15 protein-coding genes, 1 tRNA gene and 1 other RNA gene are annotated in these 16922 nt (G+C 31.4%); 7 read left to right on the forward strand and 10 right to left on the reverse strand.

The features are described 5' to 3' along the window. The 6 genes from dnaA to CHLWT_RS00030 all read left to right on the forward strand — a co-directional run bounded on the left by dnaA (position 1) and on the right by CHLWT_RS00030 (position 7900). Complete coding sequence (gene dnaA, locus CHLWT_RS00005; protein ID WP_063997405.1) at positions 1-1311, forward strand: chromosomal replication initiator protein DnaA; 1311 nt, start codon at positions 1-3, stop codon at positions 1309-1311. Positions 1312-1447: 136 nt separating this feature from the next. After that, positions 1448-2518, forward strand: a complete 1071-nt coding sequence (gene dnaN / locus CHLWT_RS00010) for a DNA polymerase III subunit beta (RefSeq protein WP_063997406.1) — start codon at positions 1448-1450, stop codon at positions 2516-2518. A gap of 8 nt (positions 2519-2526) precedes the next feature. Then, positions 2527-4851: a DNA topoisomerase (ATP-hydrolyzing) subunit B gene (gene gyrB, locus CHLWT_RS00015; RefSeq protein ID WP_112000077.1), complete on the forward strand. Its 2325-nt coding sequence runs from the start codon at positions 2527-2529 to the stop codon at positions 4849-4851. Beyond that, complete coding sequence (locus CHLWT_RS00020; protein WP_111985335.1) at positions 4851-6242, forward strand: EAL domain-containing protein; 1392 nt, start codon at positions 4851-4853, stop codon at positions 6240-6242. The genes gyrB and CHLWT_RS00020 overlap by 1 nt, the downstream gene beginning before the upstream one ends. Next, positions 6239-6670: a preQ(1) synthase gene (gene queF, locus CHLWT_RS00025; protein ID WP_112000078.1), complete on the forward strand. Its 432-nt coding sequence runs from the start codon at positions 6239-6241 to the stop codon at positions 6668-6670. Before CHLWT_RS00020 ends, queF begins: the two co-directional genes overlap by 4 nt. Positions 6671-6679: 9 nt before the next feature. After that, positions 6680-7900 carry an HD domain-containing protein gene (locus tag CHLWT_RS00030; protein ID WP_112000079.1) on the forward strand — a complete coding sequence of 407 codons (1221 nt, stop codon included), beginning with the start codon at positions 6680-6682 and terminating at the stop codon, positions 7898-7900. Positions 7901-7904: 4 nt separating this feature from the next. Here CHLWT_RS00030 and ffs read toward each other — a convergent pair. Then, an RNA gene (gene ffs / locus CHLWT_RS00035) (signal recognition particle sRNA small type) lies at positions 7905-8002 on the reverse strand. A gap of 48 nt (positions 8003-8050) precedes the next feature. On the opposite strand from ffs, the gene CHLWT_RS00040 reads away from it, so the two are divergent. After that, positions 8051-8473, forward strand: coding sequence for a hypothetical protein (locus CHLWT_RS00040; RefSeq protein ID WP_111949241.1), 423 nt, complete (start codon positions 8051-8053; stop codon positions 8471-8473). A gap of 276 nt (positions 8474-8749) precedes the next feature. Here CHLWT_RS00040 and CHLWT_RS00045 read toward each other — a convergent pair whose 3' ends face one another. The 9 genes from CHLWT_RS00045 to glmM form a co-directional block, all read right to left on the reverse strand. Further along, positions 8750-10633 carry a flagellar hook-basal body complex protein gene (locus CHLWT_RS00045; protein ID WP_112000080.1) on the reverse strand — a complete coding sequence of 628 codons (1884 nt, stop codon included), beginning with the start codon at positions 10631-10633 and terminating at the stop codon, positions 8750-8752. Continuing rightward, on the reverse strand, positions 10630-11400 hold the full coding sequence (locus CHLWT_RS00050; RefSeq protein WP_112000081.1) for a flagellar basal body rod modification protein: 771 nt from the start codon (positions 11398-11400) through the stop codon (positions 10630-10632). Before CHLWT_RS00050 ends, CHLWT_RS00045 begins: the two co-directional genes overlap by 4 nt. A gap of 51 nt (positions 11401-11451) precedes the next feature. Beyond that, complete coding sequence (locus CHLWT_RS00055; RefSeq protein ID WP_112000082.1) at positions 11452-12948, reverse strand: flagellar hook-length control protein FliK; 1497 nt, start codon at positions 12946-12948, stop codon at positions 11452-11454. Positions 12949-13180: 232 nt separating this feature from the next. Continuing rightward, complete coding sequence (locus tag CHLWT_RS00060; RefSeq protein WP_112000083.1) at positions 13181-14020, reverse strand: alpha/beta hydrolase; 840 nt, start codon at positions 14018-14020, stop codon at positions 13181-13183. Between the two features lie 52 nt (positions 14021-14072). Then, positions 14073-14148, reverse strand: a tRNA-Val gene (locus tag CHLWT_RS00065). Between the two features lie 52 nt (positions 14149-14200). Further along, positions 14201-14647 carry a protoporphyrinogen oxidase HemJ gene (gene hemJ / locus CHLWT_RS00070; protein ID WP_063997416.1) on the reverse strand — a complete coding sequence of 149 codons (447 nt, stop codon included), beginning with the start codon at positions 14645-14647 and terminating at the stop codon, positions 14201-14203. A gap of 62 nt (positions 14648-14709) precedes the next feature. Then, positions 14710-15072 carry an NINE protein gene (locus CHLWT_RS00075; protein WP_059432961.1) on the reverse strand — a complete coding sequence of 121 codons (363 nt, stop codon included), beginning with the start codon at positions 15070-15072 and terminating at the stop codon, positions 14710-14712. Further along, the gene (gene lspA / locus CHLWT_RS00080; protein ID WP_059432960.1) at positions 15072-15515 is read right to left on the reverse strand and encodes a signal peptidase II; all 444 of its coding nucleotides are present in this window, start codon (positions 15513-15515) and stop codon (positions 15072-15074) included. Before lspA ends, CHLWT_RS00075 begins: the two co-directional genes overlap by 1 nt. Further along, entirely contained in the window at positions 15508-16848 is a 1341-nt protein-coding gene (gene glmM / locus CHLWT_RS00085; RefSeq protein WP_112000084.1) for a phosphoglucosamine mutase, read from the reverse strand. Before glmM ends, lspA begins: the two co-directional genes overlap by 8 nt. Between the last annotated feature and the right edge of the window lie 74 nt (positions 16849-16922).

The following is a 16922-nucleotide window of genomic DNA, read 5'->3' on the forward strand; positions in this document are numbered from 1 at the left end:
TTGTTAGCAAATGAAGTCTTAGAACTTTTAAGTCAAGAAATTTCAAAAAATGAGATGGAAAACTACATATCTCAAATTAAATTCAATGAAAAATTATCAAATAATGAAACTGCTATTTTTACAGCACCAAACGAACTTATGGCTAAATTTATACAAACTAGATATGCTTCTAAGATCGCTCATCTTTTTGAGATAAAAACAGGAAATAAACCAAATATAAGCATCACTACTCAAAAAAATAGACTATCTATCAAAACAAAAGACGTAGATGTAAAACAGATCAGAACTCAAAGTTCGCTTTTAAATCCAAGCTATACTTTTGAAAACTTCGTCGTAGGCGACTCAAATCAATTCGCATATATTAGTTCAAAACAAGTAGCAGCAAATCCAGGTCTTGTTTATAATCCACTTTTTATATACGGCTCAACCGGACTTGGTAAAACTCACCTTTTACAATCCATCGGAAATTACTGCTTAGAACACGGAAAAACAGTTATATGCGTAACTAGCGAACAATTTATGAGCGATTTTATGAGAAACGTTGAAAATAGAACTATGAATAAATTTAAAGAAAAATATCGTAGTTGTGATGTTTTGCTTATAGACGATATCCAGTTTTTTCATAAGTCAGAAAAAACACAAGAGGAGTTTTTTCATACTTTCAATGAAATTCACGCCAAAAAAGGTCAGATAGTTATGACTTCAGATAAACCGCCAAAAATGCTAAAAGGTTTTGAAGAAAGATTAAAAAGTCGTTTTGAATGGGGACTTATGGCTGATATCACGCCACCTGAGCTTGATACTAAAATACGCATTATAAAAGCAAAATGTGAGTTTGATGGTATAAATTTAAGCAGTGATATAACAGAATACATAGCTACAAATATGGGTGACAATATCCGCGAGATAGAAAGTGCTATCATAAACATAAATGCATTTGCAAATATTATGCGTCAAGAAATAACTCTTGAATTTGCTAAAAACGTTATTAAAGATCAGATAAAAGAGAAAAAAGAAAATATAAGCCTTGAAAATATCATAGATTGTGTAAGCAAAGAGATGAATATAAAACCAAGCGATATAAAAAGTAAAAGTCGTACAAAAGGCATAGTAGAAGCTAGAAGAATTTGTATATATTTAGCAAAATCTCTTACTCCAAACTCAATGCCTCAACTAGCATCGCATTTTGGATTAAAAGACCATAGCGCAGTTAGTCATAACATAAAAAAAATAAATGAGATAATCAATAACGATGAATATTTTAAAGCAAGAGTCGAAGAGCTAAAAAATAAGATAACTTCAAAGGAATAATGTGAAAATCTGTGAAAATATAAAAAAAGTTTTTCAACCATAAAATATCAAATTTAAAGGCGTTTGATGTTGGTTTTCACAAAATCAACATACTAACTAAATAAAAAAATATAATTTAAATTTAAAAGGCAAAAAAATGAAAGTTTTAATCAAAAAAAATGTCCTTGAATCAATAGTAACAAACACAAATCCTTACCTAGAAAAAAAAGACCTTAGTTCCATAACTTCGCATATTTTCATATCTGCAAAAGATGGAATTTTAAGTATAAAAGCAACAGATCACGAAATAGGTCTAGCTTATAAAGTAAAAAATGCTGTAATAAATGATGAAGGAAAAGCTACTGCAAATGGAAAAAAACTTCTTGATATAATCAAAAGTCTAAAAGACGGCGATATAATGCTAGAAACTATACAAAATCACCTTTATATAAAACAAAATAATTCAAAATATAGACTACCTATGCAAAAAGCAGAAGATTTTCCATCATTTCCAAATTTAGAAAATAAAAAGAAATTTGATATAAACGCAGGACTATTAAGTAAAAGCTTAAGAAAAATATCAAATTCAATCGAAGCAGTAAATTCAAAAATAGAACTAACCGGAGCTTTAATAGACGTAAAAAAAGAATATATAAATTTAGTCGGAACAGATACTAAAAGACTTAGTATCTACAAGCTAGAAACAAACTCTGATAATGAAAACTCAAATATAATAATACCAAAAAAAGCTATAACTGAAATTCAAAAACTATTTTTTGAAAATATAGAAATTTACTATGATGAAAATATACTTATAGCCGTTTCACAAAACTTTGAGTTCTTCACAAAACTAATAAATGGAAAATATCCTGACTATAATAGAGTTGTTCCTAATGAAACAAAACAAAATTTAATCCTAAATAGAGAAAAAATGATAGAAGGTATAAAAACTATATCTATGCTATCAGAATACATAAAAATAACTTTTAACGCTGAAAATATAAGCTTTGAAAGTATAAATGAAGACAATAGCGAAGCAAAAACTCTGATAGAATACAAAAATAATATATCTGAAGAGATAGTAATTGGTATGAAAAATAGATTTATGTTAGACTTTTTAACAAGTATAGAAGATAGCGAATTTTCTCTTGGATATAATGATTCAGGACTACCTTTTATATTAAGATCAGGTGATTTAAAAACTATTATAATGCCGGTAAATATATAAGGAATGAAATGGAAAATTTAGAAAATAAAGATTATGGTGCTGGAAATATTAAGGTTTTAAAAGGACTAGAAGCTGTAAGAAAACGCCCTGGAATGTATATAGGCGATACAAATATAAATGGTCTTCATCATATGATCTATGAAGTAGTAGATAACTCTATAGATGAAGCTATGGCAGGATATTGTGATACTATCGATATTGAACTTACAAATGAAGGCTCAGCTATAATTACAGATAATGGTAGGGGAATTCCAGTTGATATTCACCCTACAGAGAAAATTTCAGCTGCGACAGTCGTTTTAACTGTACTTCACGCTGGGGGTAAATTTGATAAAGATACATATAAGGTCTCAGGCGGACTTCACGGAGTTGGTGTATCAGTTGTAAATGCCCTATCTAAAAAATTAGTTTTAAATATAAAAAGAGATGGCAAACTTCATAGGCAAGAATTTGCTAAAGGCATACCACAAACCGATCTAGAAGTTATCAAAACTACTAATAAAACAGGAACTAGCGTTGAGTTTTGGCCTGATGATACTATCTTTGAAATAACTAAATTTGATAGAGAAATTTTAGCTAAAAGATTTAAAGAATTAGCCTATCTAAATCCAAAAATTACCATAAATTTTAAAGATCAAAGAGACGGCTTTAATGAAACTTACCACTTTGATGGCGGACTTGAGAGCTTTGTAACTGATATGAATAAAAGCAATCCAGTAAGCAAAGCTGTGAGCTTTAGTGGTGGCGAAGATGATGTTATAGTTGATTTTGCCCTACTTTATAATGAAACATATAGTGAAAATTTACTAAGCTTTGTAAATAATATAAAAACTCCTGATGGTGGAACTCACGAAGCAGGTTTTAGAGCTGGACTTACTAGAGCCATTACAAATTACATAGCAGCAAACGCCGCAGCTCGTGAAAAAGACACGAAAATAACTGGAGATGATATAAGAGAAGGTCTTATTGCAGTAGTTAGCGTAAAAGTTCCAGAACCTCAGTTTGAAGGACAAACTAAAGGAAAACTAGGTTCAAGTTATGTAAAACCTATCGTTCAAAAGATGACTTTTGAAGTACTTTGTAAATATTTTGAAGAAAATCCTATCGAAGCAAAAGCTATTATGAATAAAGCTCTTTTGGCAGCTCGTGGTAGAGAAGCAGCCAAAAAAGCAAGAGATTTAACACGAAAAAAAGATAATTTAAATAGTGTTGGAACACTTCCTGGTAAGTTAGCTGATTGTCAAAGCAAAGACCCAAGCGAGAGTGAAATTTACCTTGTTGAGGGTGATTCTGCTGGAGGTTCTGCAAAACAAGGTCGCGATAGAGCATTTCAAGCGATACTTCCACTTCGTGGTAAAATTTTAAATGTAGAAAAAAGTAGGCTTGATAAAATCCTAAAATCTGAAGAGATAAAAAATATGATAACCGCATTTGGTTGTGGTATAGGTGATGAGTTTGATGCTAGTAAATTAAGATATCATAAAATCATCATTATGACCGATGCTGATGTAGATGGAAGTCATATTCAGACTCTGCTTCTTACATTTTTCTTTAGATTTCTTACGCCAATTATTGAAAATGGATATGTTTATCTAGCTCAACCACCACTTTATAGATATAAAAAAGGTAAAAAAGAAATTTATCTAAAAGATGAAAAAGCTTTAAATGAATTCCTTATAGAAACAGGTATCGAAGGAGAGAGTTTTGAAGGTGTCGGAAATAAAGATTTGATCGATTATCTAAAGATAATAGCGGCTTATAGAAGCATACTTATTGAACTTAAAAAACGCTTTAATGTCCTAATTGCCATAAGATATATGATAGAAAATCCAGATATTATAGCAAAAGATTATAATGAACTTTTTGGAGTTATCAAGAAAAAGCTTGAAGATGAAGGATTTAATATCTTAAATTCATACGTTAATGAAGATGAGATAAGGGTTTATGTACAGACTGAAAACGGACTTGAAGAACTTATTATAAATGATAATCTTTTTGCAAATCCTCTTTATGAAGAAGCCGTTCATATCTTTACAAAAATGAAAGAGCGTGAGATAGATCTAAAAAGAGATCCAGTAGAATTGCTTGAAGAGATAGAAAAAAATGGTAAAAAAGGCGCTTATATACAACGCTATAAAGGTCTTGGAGAGATGAATCCAAGCCAACTTTGGGATACGACTATGAATCCAGAAAATAGACGTTTGTTAAAAATCGACGTAAAAGATATGGAAGCTGCAAGTGGAGTTTTTGAGCTATTTATGGGTGATGAAGTCGAACCTAGACGTGAATATATCCAAACACACGCAAAAGATGTAAAGCATCTGGACGTTTGATGCTTTATAGCCAAACAAAGGAGCGAAGCAATCGCTTTGCTCTTGCACTTCGTATAGCTATTCCATTTATCTTCGTACTATTTTTTTGGGGTTATACTTTTTTAAAGATTGATCTATTTGCTAAACAAGATCTTGTATTATTTTTAGCACTTACTTTAGCCTATGTTTATTACACTTTTTTTATGATATATCAAGGTTTTAACTCAAGCTTTATAGACCAAAATACTAAAACATTCACAAAAGAAAAGATAAAAGATATAATTCAAAAAAGTATAAAAAAACAAGAAAACAGAAATATCGTGATGATAGGCATAAAAAATTTAAATGAGATAAATCAAAGATATGGTTTTGAGAATTTAGATCAAATTTTAAGGCTTTTTGTCATTGAATTAGAGTATTTTTTAAAGAAAAAAAATCTATATAATATTCCTATAGGAAAGTATTTTGATGGTTATTTTTTGATGCTTTTAGATTCTAAAGAGAGCTCTCTTAGTCATATATTAAAAGAATTTGAGCTTTATATATCTAAAAAAGGCATAAACAATATAGAGATAAACATGGTTTTTAGTATGTTGCCAAATAGTTATGACCTAAATTTAAATAGTACGATTTCAGCACTTTTTTATAAGATATTAGATGATGAAAATAGCAAAAAAATCGATATAAATGATTATGAAAAGATGATTTATGATGCCATACAAAACAGAAATTTTATTTTAAAGTTTCAAACTATAAAAGATAATAAATTTGATAAAGATATGATATATCTTATACAAAAACTTAAATTTAATTCTCAAAATATACCAAAATACAAACTCACAAAAATTATAAATCAAATGGGTTATGAGATAAAATATGATCTTGAAATTATAAAATTATTGTTTGAAGATCTAAATTTCAATAAGATAAAGCATAAACTTTTTATAGAAATTTCGCCCGTTAGTATAAGAAATCACGAGTTTATGACTAAATTCTTTAAATTAGTAAGAGATAAAAATATAGATCCAAATAAGATTGTATTTGAGTTTTTTGAAGAGAGTTATTTTAAACAGATAAATAAATTTAAAGAGATATTAAACGAATACAAAAAACAGGGCTTTTGCTTTGCTTTATCTCATTTTGGTGGTCAAAATTCCAGCTTAGAATATCTAAAATATTTAGAAGTTGATTATATAATCTACGATATGGAATTTAGTAAAAATCTAAATGATTCTAAATTTGAAAAGATATTACAAAGCATAGAAATATTATCAAAAAATCTTGGTATAAAAACTATAATAAGATTTATCGATAAAGATGAAATTTACGATAAAGTAAAAAAGAGCGGTATAGATTTTTTACAAGGATTTTGTATAGATAAACCAAAAAATACTTTAGGAGAAATTCAGTGAAATATGGTGAAAAAATAATAAATGAATTTGATATAGAAAAAGATCTTGAAATTTGGCCAAACTCTAGTAAAAACGACTATGCTATACGCATAACTTTACCTGAGTTCGTGTGCTTTTGTCCGCGCTCGGGATATCCTGATTTTGCGACTATATACTTAACTTACGTGCCGCGTGACTTTGTAGTCGAACTAAAAGCGATAAAACTCTATATAAATAGCTTTTTAAACCGCCATATAAGCCACGAAGCAAGTATAAATGAGATCTATGATACTTTAGATAAAAAGTTAAATCCAAAGTATTTACGCGTTGTGGGTGACTTTAATCCGCGTGGAAACGTGCATACGGTTATAGAACTAGATTCAAATTTAGTTCGCAAAGAAAAATTTGACGTAAGTTCTATCACTTTAGAAACTACTCGCAAATTTTAAGGCTCAAAAATGATAAACGCTAAACTCATCGATCATATCTTTAAAGCTGCTTCGATTTCACGTTGGAATGACTATCCAAAAATGGTAAATTTAGTCGAGCTTGACAAACAAGCACATAAATTTATAATAGCTTATTTTATCGCAAAACTCGAGCCTGAGATTGATATGAACTATATCATAGAAGGCTGTGTTTTTGAGTTTTTAAGTCGTGTAGTAGTGACTGACATACGCCCTGATGTGTTTCATCAGATCCAAAAATCCAAAAATAAAGAAATACAAAGCTGGATTTTAACTAAACTTGAAAATATGGTTGAAGATATCGACGATGGTAATTTTTTTGAAAGGTTTAAAGCTTATCAAGACGATAAAACTCATCAAAAAGAGCGTCTTATCTTAAAAGCGGCTAGCTATATAGCGACAAAATGGGAGTTTAGTATAGTTTATCAAACTAGCAAGTTTTTAAGTGATATAGAAGAGTTAAAACAAAAAGTTGATGAGGAACTAGAAGATTACTATGAACTTATAGGAGTTCGTAAGATCGCTATGAATCAAAAACTAGCTCGTATTATAGATCTAAGCGGACGTCTTCGCTTCCAAAAGCGTTGGGCACAAACTCAGCGCATTCCTGAGACTGCGGTATTAGGACATATGCTAGTTGTGGCGATATTTGCTTATTTTTATAGCTTAAAAGTAGGGGCTTGTCCAAAACGACTTGAAAATAACTTTTATTGCGCTTTGTTTCACGACTTACCAGAAAGCCTTACGCGTGACATCATAAGTCCAGTAAAATATGGTATAAGCGGACTAAATGAGATAATAAGCGAATATGAGATGAGGCTTATAGATGAGCGAATTTTACCTTTTGTTCCTGAGAGTTTTAGAGACGAGTTTAGTTATATTTTAGGTGTTAGAAAAGAAGATGGTGTTTTTAAAAAAGATGAATTTGAAAATCGTATAAAAAAAACCATTCCAGTGCATTTTGAAGGCAGTATGAGTAGTGTAAATGATAATGAGTTTAATGCTATAGATGGTAAAGCTCTAAAATACTGCGACAATCTAGCCGCTTATGTAGAAGCGGGAATTTCCATAAGTTATGGTGTAAAAAGCAAGGATTTAGTCAGCGGATTTAGCAATATACAAGCTAAATTTGATAAAAATCCAAAGATAGAAAGCGTCGATTTTAGCAAAATTTGTGCTGAGATTATAGAGTATTTTGATATAAAACTTTAAAAACCCTTCCCCAGATGACTGCGGCACACACTAAGAAAAAGTGCTCTGCTATGTTCCCATCCTGAAGCGGTTCTTTTTAAAAGCATTGCACAGGTCTAAGGAAAGGCGAAAAGGATTATATCTAAATCATACTTAAATTAGGATTATTTTATGAACGTTAAATTTCATTTGCTATCGGTTTTTAGGGAACTTTTTATCCCGCATCATAGATCTTTAGAGTTTCGAGCGAAGATATTTGCTGCGATGATATGTGCCAAAAAAAATATATCTGATAGCGATTTTGAAGATATAAAAGATATCGCGAACGAAATTTATCCAAATGATGTGAAAAGGATAGGCGTCTTGACGCAAACTGTAAAAGAGTATGTAAATAAAGTAAAAGTTCTTAATTTTTTAAATTTAGACAACCTTTTACAAGACATAGATGATGAACTAAAAAACATAAAACGCTACGCTAAAAAGATAGATTTTGCTCATCTTAGACGTCTTATGTTAGATAGTAGCGAAGAAGACGCACTCATACAACAAAGAGTTTATGAATATTTTTTAGAAGAAGTTAAAAGATATAGTTGATAAAATTTAGCTTTTTCTTACCACTTATAGCTCTTAGAGTGGTGGAATTTAATGTTTTATGTAGATAAATTTACTACTAATCATATCTTATAAAATAGTATAAATTTAGTTTTTGTATATTTAAATAGACATTTTTAAATAGACATTTTGCAAAAATTATCTTATGCTAAAGCATATTTATATCTTGAAAAAAAGTGGGTTGAGCTTTTTTAAATTTTTAAAAGATTATTTACTCTATTTGTTATGTCAGTATTAATCCATACCAACATAACAAATTTATTTTTTCATATTTATCGCTTTTTGTATCATCTGATCACTTGTAGTGATAGACTTCGCACTTGCATCGTAAGCTTTTTGCATAATTATAAGATCAGTCAAAGACGTGCCTAGATCGACATTTGACATCTCAAGTGATCTATTTTGTATCTTTGCTCCATATATCACTTCGCCGTTTTTATCTGTAAAAAATATCGGTCTGCCTGAATTTGAAGTCGCAGAGTAAGCATTTTCGCCTACTTTGCTTAGTCCTTGGTCATTTTGAAAATGATAAAGTGCCACTTTAGCTACAGAACTCATCTTTCCATTGTCAAATACAGCTATTATTTCGCCGTTATCGTTCATACTATATTCTTTTAAAATTCCCTCAGCAAAGCCATCTTTTATAACATTTGTCATCACAGACTTATTTGCACTTGTTACTAAGCCATCATAACCAGAGTTTGGCGTACCTTCGGTATAAAAACTACCAAAATTTAGTTTTACACCGCCTATTTCGTTAATTGTACTTGAAACTAGAGCACCTTTGTTATTGTAAGTAAGTGCGCCTGTAGAAGTGCTTAAAACTTCGTTTTTAGGTGATTTCATCGTAGCAGTTACGTTCCAGATAGTTTGATCTGCATTTTGTGGAATTTGTTTTTCATACTCTAGTTTTATAATATTTTTTGTGCCATCTGCGTTATATACGTCTGTAGTTGAGCTAAATTTATTTGGGACTTCTTGTTTTACAATAGCTTCTGCAGCAATGGTCAGCTCTTCGTCCAAATTTAGCTTACTGACGTCATAGTTTTTTATCTCAAATTTGCCGTCTTTGTCGGCTGTAGCTCTTGCTGTAACTTGTTTTCCATCAATGTCTGTTATCTTTATAGTTACTTCTTGATTTTCATTTATGCTTAACACTTCTGGAGTATCTTTTAAATCGCCTTTTAAAGAGATAGTTTTTGCATCTTTATCTAGCATTTCTGTAGTAGAATTTGCAGTTATATTTAAATCCCCATCTAAATTTAAGTCTTTTACATCGATATTATTTAGGCTAAATTTACCATCCTTATCGGTTTTTGTATCTACTTCTAAAACCTTGCCGTTTTTATCTGTGATTTTTAAATTTACGGTTTGATTTTCGCCGATATCCATTTTGTGTTCAGCTACGTTTAAATCCCCATTTATGTTTAGTCTTTGAGCTGCTTTATCTAAAGTTTGATTTATCTGATCGTTGGTTAAATTTAACTCTTCTTTTGTTGTTGGATTTATATTTAAATTTAGTTTTACATTGTCTTTTATAAGACTAGAATCCAAATTTCCTTTTAGTTTAACTTCAGTTGTAGCAGTAGCTGGTATAAAAAGTATGTTTGGTAGATGTATTTTTGTCTGTGCATCGACTGCTCCAAGATTGATAGAGTTTCCAGTCTCAACCGTAAATGCTTCGCCGTTTGTTCCTGCTCCTAGTTTATCTTGTGCGTTTTGACTAAGACCTATAGGCGATAAATTTGCCATTGTACCTTGTAAGTATCTACCGCTAGAATCTACCATATCTCCATTTGAGTCTATTATGAAATCGCCGTTTCTAGTAAAATACAGCTCATTGCCCACGCTTACGCCAAAAAATCCATCTCCTTCGATAGCCATATCAAACACTTTATCAGTGCTAGTTATATTACCTTGAGAGAATTGCAAGGAAGTTGCCATACTAGTCGAGCCAAGTCCTATTTGAGAGGTTACTGGAGTAGAGCCTTGCGCAAGAGTCTGATAAAATATGCTTTTAAACTCAGGTGTGCTTGACTTAAAGCCGACATTATTTACGTTTGATATGTTATTTGCAACTACATCGATACCAAATCCTTGAGATTTTACCCCACTGATACCGTTGTAAAATCCTATCATCATGAGTTTGTATCCTCACTACTACTTTCACCACTATTTGATGCTGTAGTCTTTTTAACAGGTTCTGTAAATTCAGATATTTTGTCTATGGAAATATACTCGCCTGCTATTTTTACTTGAGCTACACCATCTACAAATTTAACTGCTTCAACAGGGTATGAGCCGATGATTGCTTCTTGTTTTTGGTCATTTTTATCTGTATAGCTTGCTTTTATTACATACTCTCCAGCTGATGTTTGCAAACCATTATCATCAGTGCCGTCCCAAGTAAAGCTATTTGTACCTTTGTTTAACTCATTAAATGGTATATTTTTTATCAAATCTCCTGTTGAATTGTAAATCCCGATATTACCAAATTTCGCATCACTTCCAAAGTTTATTTTAAAATCCACTCTACTAGTAGCCGTATCTTTTGATATAGCATTTGAGAGATTTGCTATTTTGCCAAGTGCGCTCATAGCAGTCATCGAAAGACTACCTTGCATCTGCTCGGTGAGTTGTTTCATAACTTTATTTGTATTTTCTTGCATTTCAAGAGTTGCTAACTGACTGGTTTGTTCAAGCATCTTTGCACTATCCATAGTTTCGGTTGGATCTTGATATTGAAGTTCTGTAAGAAGAAGCTTCATAAAGGCATCTTTATCAAGGGTTGAGTTTGGGTTTGTCCCTGTACCTGCTACGCCATTTTCTTTTTCAGCAGTTTTGTCTGCTGCCCATTTGTCTGTCGTAAATGTCGGAGTTGTAGTGTTATTTACTGAACTGATTGCCATTTTAAATCCTTTAATGCTTTGTTGATTTTATCTAAGCAAATTTTATTCCACTTAAATATAGCGTGGCAAGACAAGCTCTAGAACGACTTTTTCTTCATCGCTATTTTGCTCATCAAAGTTTTGGTCATAATTTTTAAATTTGCCACGATCGTTTTGATTTCCGCTCTGTCTTTGGTCGCTAAAATTCATAGAAAGTTCGGTAAAACCCATATTTACAAGGCTATTTTTAAATTCAGCTTGATTTTGTATAAAAAGCTGCATAGTTTGGTTGTTTGAGTTGAAATTTATATGAAGATTATTTCCACGATTTATCATAGTTACTTCGACTTCGCCGAGATTTCCTGGATTTAAAGTCATATGAAATCTTGTAACTGGTGGCTTGTATTCATTTATCTTTTCTTGTAAATCACTTGCAAATGTCTCAAAAGTCTGTTTTATCTGAATATTTTTGGCCTGCATTTTTGCATTTGCGATGATATCTTTAACAAGGCTATTTTGGTTGGAATTCGTATTTGACTCGCCTGAATTGCTCTCATTTGCGCTAGTTTCTAAGCTCGTGTCTTTTAGTAAGTCTTGCAAAGAGATGCTGTTTTTATTATCAAATTTACTATTTTGCGTCTCATTTACTTGCTCTTTTATAGCTTTTTTTGTTAAATTTGCAAGGTATTCATCTATGCTAGGATCAGTTTTATGTTTTGTAGTAGGCTCTTTTATATTTGTTGTATTTGTAGTTTGTGTTTTTATCTCATTTTTTATATCGTTATTAGATTCAGCCATTTTATTAGTTAGCTTGTTATCTTTATCTATAGTGGTAGATACAGCTTTTGAAAGTGTTTTATCGCCATCTATTTTTGCTAAGGATACATCGCTTTGTTTGTTTGTTTGTTTTAAATTTAAAGATTTTTCATCTTTTAAAATAGTTTCTTTAGGGGTAACGCTTTGAAGCAGTTTATTTAAATTTATAGTTTCATCTTTTTTTGTAGTTTGTTCTAAAACGTTTTGTACTTTTTTCTTTGTTACCTGGTCTAAAATAACTTCTTGAAAGTCAAAAAAACCGCTTTGTGCAAGTCCTTTAAACTGCTCTTTTAGTGTTGCTACGTCTTCTTTTGTGATTTTTATATTGCTAAGATTAAGATCAAATTTTTTACTTAAATTTATAAGGTCTTGTAAATTTTTTGCACCTTTTATCTCATTTACGTTTTTTTCTGTTGATAAAAGTTTGGCTAGGTTATTTGAAAGTGTTGGAAAACTACTCAACTTTTCGCCACCATTCAAAGACTCTAAAAGCCCTAAAAGCTGGATAAAATCGGCATTTTCTAAAAGAGTTTTGGTGTCGCTTACATCTAGCTTTGTGCTATTTGTATTAGATGTTTTTTGACTTGAGATTATCTTTTTTGTATCTTTTTCGCTGATATTTTTATTTACGCTATCTAAAACAAATGATAGAAAATCTCCACCTTCGTCGCTTCCTCCACTTAGAGTATCTGTTTTTTTAACTTGCGCTGTAGGCTGAGATACGTTATTTAATAATGAATTTAGACTTTCCATAAAGTATCCTAAAAATATTTTTGAGATATATATGCAAAAATTATTCCAAAATCTATATTTTTAAATTTTTTTAAGTTTAAGCCTATTTAGGCTTAAAAATACGATTAATTATGGAAAAACAGATCTAGGCGTGGAGATGATTTGAGATATTACAAAGTATGATAAGCTAGATACAAAGTATATATGGAGACGTTAAATTTACAAGGTAATAAAAATATAATTTAGTTTTTAATTATTCAAGATGCTTTTTTGCATCTTGATCTAAAATCTCATCTATCATTAAAGACATCGCTTTTGGTATCACGCTACCGTGAGTTTCATTTTCAAACATTTTAAATTTGACCCAGCAACCACTTTGTAAGCCTATCCGATCGGCTAAATTCTTTGCATTTATAGTATGAATTTTGCCTCTTTGTCTTTCTAAACTGCCAATTGTGATGTAAATTTCAGGGCAACTTTTTAAAGTGATATTTTGCGGTAAAAAAGAACCATCGCCCCACCATAAAGACGGCGAAGCAATGAAATAATAATGAAACGTATCGCTTGACTTAAGCAAAGCATTTAATGCAAATAACGCTCCAAAAGAATGGCCAAAAATAGCGCGTTTTGGAGAACTTACGTTATAGCTTTTTTCTATAGAAGGTATGATGCTAGTTTTTACAAATTCCAAAAATATGTCTGCATTTCCGCCTTTACTAAACTCTTCTTTGGTTACTTTTGGCGTGTAGTCCTTAGTCCTTTTTAAAGTATCAAAAGCCAAATCGCTATCATATCCTATAGCAACGATCAATAAATTTGAAGCTTTATCTATAAAACTATCTGCATATAAATTTAAAAGAGTAGGAAAAAACGCATTGCCATCAAGAGTATATATGACTGTTAATTCGCTTGTTTGGCGCTTAGTTTTTGCGGTAAAAACCTTATATCTTGTACTGTTATTTTCAAAATAAAACGGACTATGTATTTCAAAAATCTCATACGCTTTACTGCTGATCTTTGGTATTTCATTTGATGGTTTTGCAAGTAAATTTATACACAAAAAAGCGCCAAGCAACAATATAAAAGTTTTCATGCAAGTAACCTTGATAAAAAAGGGTAATTTATAAAGATAAAACTAGAATAAATGGTGGCTCTAACAGGACTTGAACCTGTGACCCCCACCATGTCAAGGTGATGCTCTACCAACTGAGCTATAGAACCAAAGGGGGATATTATACAATCTTATCACTTAAATTTGGGTAAAAACCCAAATTTAAATCAAATTCGCCTTTACTATCATAGCATATATGATTATAAACATAATTATAGTAGGCACTTCATTATACATTCTAAAGAATTTGCCACTTTTTTTACAGCGATTTTCTTTAAATTGTTTTAGATAATATCCTAAACTAAAATGATAAGCTATCAAAATAACAACGCAAAGTAGTTTGATATGAAAATATCCAGCTTTCATAAGCTCAGGCTTAGCAAACACAAGTATAGCAAGTCCGCTAAGAAGCGTAACTCCCATAGCTATCCAGCCTATACCATTATAAAGTTTGCTTTCTTGGATTTTTACCACATCGACAAATCCATGATTTTGTATGTGTTCTGCGTGATAAACATAAAGTCTTGGCTGATAAAAAAGCATAGCCATCCACGATATAAAAGCTACGTAATGCAACCATTTAATCCATAAATAAGCTTCATAGCTCATTTTGTAACTCCTCAATAAAATTTTTCGTTAGTATAACATACAAAAATTTAAATTTCTCTAGACTAGCCTAAAATAGACGCTTTTCGCCTTTCAAACTCATCTTTGCTTATCGCGCCACTTTGGTATAAATCATATAATTTCTCTATATTTTTAAGATTTTGAGTCTGGCTAAGGGATTTTTCAAGATTGTTTATATCATTTACTTCATAAACCATTTTAGAAGTTAAAAATATATCTACTAGCCACCAAATTCCCCAAATAGCAAGAAAAAGATAACCTACTAAAAATATAGCTGTGAAACTTCCGACCCAAAAAAGTAAAAGCTGTAAAATTCCGCTCAAAAATTTACCACAATAAATTCTATGAGCACCAAAACCGCCTAAGAAAAACCAAAGCGCATACGCTATATAGATATTTCTAGTCACTATTTTTTCCTATATAAAAAACTTTGTATCAAAATGATAACTATAGCTAGATCGATCATCATATCTGCGAAGTTAAATACGGCAAAATTAAACCATTTATGCCAAAATATATAATCCACAACTCCGCCATGAACGAAACGATCAAGTATATTTGAGCAGCCACCGCCAAGCAAAAGCCCAAACGCGGCACTATGAGATCTCAAAAGCTCTTTTTGACCAAAAAGATAGCCTAAAAGAACGGCGATAAGAGCTAGTTGGATATATTTTAAATTTTCACCCAAAAACGAAAACATAGAAAAAGCAACGCCTTTATTATAGACCAAAATCAGATCTATAAATTCGCTTTTATATCTAAACCCGTTTAAAAATATCCATTTTATGATCTGATCAACAGCAAAAACAGCAGCAAAATACGATAGAAATTTAAAAACCACTCTACTCATTTAATGCTTTTGTAAAGAATTTTTCAACTTCGGACATTTTTTTAGCTACCAACGCCTCATCACGTCCTTCAAGCAAAAGCCTTATAACGTTTTCTGTACCAGAATATCTAAATAGTGTTCTTATTCCTATTTTTTTGAGTTCATCTTCGAGTTCTTTAAGACCTTTGATGCTATCAAGAGGTTTTTTATCTGCTACTTTTAAATTTAAAAGCTTTTGTGGATATGGTTTTATAACATCAAATATCTCACTTGCTTTTTTGCTTTTTGCAAGCAAACAAGCACTAACTTGAAGCGCTGAAACAAGCCCGTCGCCAGTCTTTGAAAAATCACTAAATATAATATGACCGCTCTGTTCGCCGCCAAAATTTATACCATTTTCTTTCATCATCTCAAGAACAAATTTATCGCCCACGTTTGAGCGAAGTAGTTTGATTTTATGTTTTACTAGATAGTCATCAAGCGCAGCATTACTCATCACAGTAGTTACTATCTCTTTTTTATCAAGCATCTTATTTTCATCAAGATAAGTTGCTAAAATACCAAGTAGAGCGTCGCCATCAACGACCCTGCCATTTTCATCTACGACTACTAGTCTATCAGCATCGCCATCAAAAGCAAAACCGATATCTGCTCTTAAATGTTTAACCTCTTTAGCCAAATTCTCAGGATGTAAAGCACCGCAATTTAAATTTATATTTCCGCCGTTTGGCTCATCATTTAGCACGATTATCTCAGCACCTAGCTCGCTAAATACCGTAGGAGCGACTTTATAAACAGCGCCGTTTGCCACGTCCAAAACAACTCGCAAACCTTTTAAGGTAAGCTTAGCTGGAAATGAGTTTTTGATATGAACTATGTATCTGCCGATCACATCATCGATCCTTTTTGACTGACCGATCTCAAGTCCTGTTTTTTGGTTTGCATTTATCATTTCATCATTATAAAATATATCTTCTATCGCTTTTTCAGCCTCAACATTTAGTTTGTTTCCAAAACTATCAAAAAATTTGATGCCATTATCATCAAACGGATTGTGACTCGCACTTATCATTATGCCAGCATCGCATCTCATATCTTCGGTTAAAAACGCTATTGCAGGAGTTGGCATAGGTCCTATTTGTATCACATTATATCCTACAGCAGTTAGTCCAGCGACGATAGAAGTTTCTATCATATAGCCACTTTTTCTAGTATCTTTTCCGACTAATATCTTATTTGTAATTGAGTTTTTACGAAAATAAATTCCAGCAGCCATAGCTAGACGCATCGCAGTCATCGCATTTAGCTTTTCTCCGGCTCTGCCTCTAACTCCATCAGTTCCAAAAAGCTTCATAATTTTGCCTTCTTTTGATTTTTAATGTTAAAATTTAAAACGCATTTTAGCAAAAAGATTTTAAATTTGATACA

The organism is Campylobacter hyointestinalis subsp. lawsonii, from assembly GCF_013372165.1.
Classification (GTDB): Bacteria; Campylobacterota; Campylobacteria; order Campylobacterales; family Campylobacteraceae; genus Campylobacter; species Campylobacter lawsonii.